The 1,982-nt window shown below is 62.1% G+C and carries 2 protein-coding genes; both read right to left on the bottom strand.

Features of this window, described 5'->3' with window-relative positions:
* Positions 1-665 (bottom strand): Bug family tripartite tricarboxylate transporter substrate binding protein (locus AC1D0Z_RS20490; protein WP_477660009.1); only part of this gene is annotated, 665 nt, incomplete at its 3' end.
* 24 nt (positions 666-689) lie between these two features.
* Positions 690-1,982 (bottom strand): tripartite tricarboxylate transporter permease (locus AC1D0Z_RS20485; RefSeq protein WP_477660008.1); only part of this gene is annotated, 1,293 nt, incomplete at its 5' end.

The following is a 1,982-nucleotide window of genomic DNA, read 5'->3' as shown; positions in this document are numbered from 1 at the left end:
GCCTTGCCACCCACCACGGCCTGCACCACCTCGGCACCGCCGGCGAAAGGCAGATACACCAGTTCTTCCGGTTTGCTTTGGGAGGCTCGGGTCAGCACCCCTGCAAACACATGGTCCACACCACCGGCCGACCCGCCGGCGATCGGCACGTCTTTGGGGTTGGTGCGTAGCCGGCTGGCAAGATCGGCAACGGTACGGATCGGCGAGCTGGCAGCCACCACCACCACGAGGTAGTCACTGGTCAGGCGGGCTATCGGCTGGATGCGAGTCATGTCGACCGCGGGTTTTTGCAAGGCAACCGCGCCCACCATGACCATACCGCCCATCAACAGGGTGTTGGGATCGTTTCCGTACTTTTCGGCGTAATAAGCCAGGCCGATGGTGCCGCCCTTGCCGCCCTTGTTTTCGTATTCGATCTCGTCAGCGGCGCCGACACCCAGCAAGGCCGTACCCAGCGCACGGCCGGTCTGGTCCCAGCCCCCRCCGGCGTTGGCCGGTATCACAATGCGCAGTTTCGAAGTTAGTTTGGCGGCTTTGCCTTTTGGAGAAGCGACAGCTGCCGGTGCCTTGGCAGATTGCGCCAATGCGGGGAATGTACTGCCCAACGTGGTCAGGCCCAACCCGGCGAGCCCACCCAATGCGGTGCGTCGTTTGATGTTCAGCATGTCATCTCCTTTTAGTAATAAAACTCAACTTGCAGGTTTTTTCGCCTTCCAGTATTTAGCCATACGCGGAAGCACCAGCACCGCAACCACAATCACGACCAGCGTGATCGACATGGGGCGCTGGAAAAACACGGCGGGGCTGCCTTCGCCAATCGACATGGCATTGCGCAATTGAGCCTCGGCCAGCGGGCCAAGGATCATGCCCACCACCACAGGGGCCGTCGGGAAGTCAAAGCGGCGCATCAGCACACCGAGCAAGCCGATGGCGTACAGCAAAAAGAGGTCGAACGCACTTTGCCGCATGCCGTATGCGCCCACCGTCGCAAAAATCAGGATGCCCGCGTACAGCTGCGGTTTGGGAATTTTCAGCAGCTTGACCCACAGGCCCACCATGGGCAGGTTCAGCACCAGCAGCATCACGTTGCCGATGTACAGCGAAGCAATCAGTGCCCACACCAGGGCAGCCGAGGTGGTAAACAGCTGCGGGCCGGGCTGGATGCCGTAGTTCTGGAACGCGCCCAGCAAGATCGCCGTGGTGTTGGAGGTCGGGATGCCCAATGTGAGCAGCGGGATCAGCGCAGCCGTCACCGTCGCATTATTGGCAGCCTCCGGACCGGCAACACCCTCGATAGCGCCTTTGGTGCCGAACTCCGCACTGTGGGGCTGGTTTTGCGCCAGCTTCTTTTCCATTGCATAGCTCAGGAAAGTCGGGATCTCGGTGCCGCCCGCCGGAATACACCCGAAGGGCGTGCCGATGGCCGTGCCACGCAACCAGGCGGGGATCGACCGTTTCCAGTCCGCCTTGGTCATGTGCACGCGGCTGAGCCTGTTCTGCTCTTCCACCATGCGGCCTTCATACAGCACTGCATAGAGCACTTCGGCAACCGCAAAGAGGCCCACGGCCACCAGCACGATTTCAATGCCGTCCAGCAGCTCCGGGATGCCACCGGTATAGCGGCCCTGGCCGGAGATCTGGTCCAGCCCCACGCAGCCGGCGGCCAAGCCGATCAGCAGCGCCGTCATGCCGCGCAGCGTGCTTTTGCCGAGCACCGCACTCACCGTGGTGAAAGCCAGAAGCATCAAGAGGAAGTATTCCGGCGGACCCAGCTTGACTGCGAACTCGGCCACAAAAGGCGCAAACAGCGTGACGATGACGGTGGCAATGGTGCCAGCCACAAACGAGCCGATAGCAGCCGTGGCCAGTGCGGCGCCCGCGCGCCCGCTCTTGGCCATCTTGTTGCCCTCCATGGCGGTGACCATGCTGGCGGTTTCGCCCGGCGTGTTCAGCAGGATGGAGGTGGTCGAGCCACCGTACAT

The sequence above is a fragment of the Polaromonas sp. P1_E3 genome (assembly GCF_056405935.1).
Note: the sequence above shows the minus strand (reverse complement) of the source record. Positions and strands in the feature narration are given on the sequence as shown.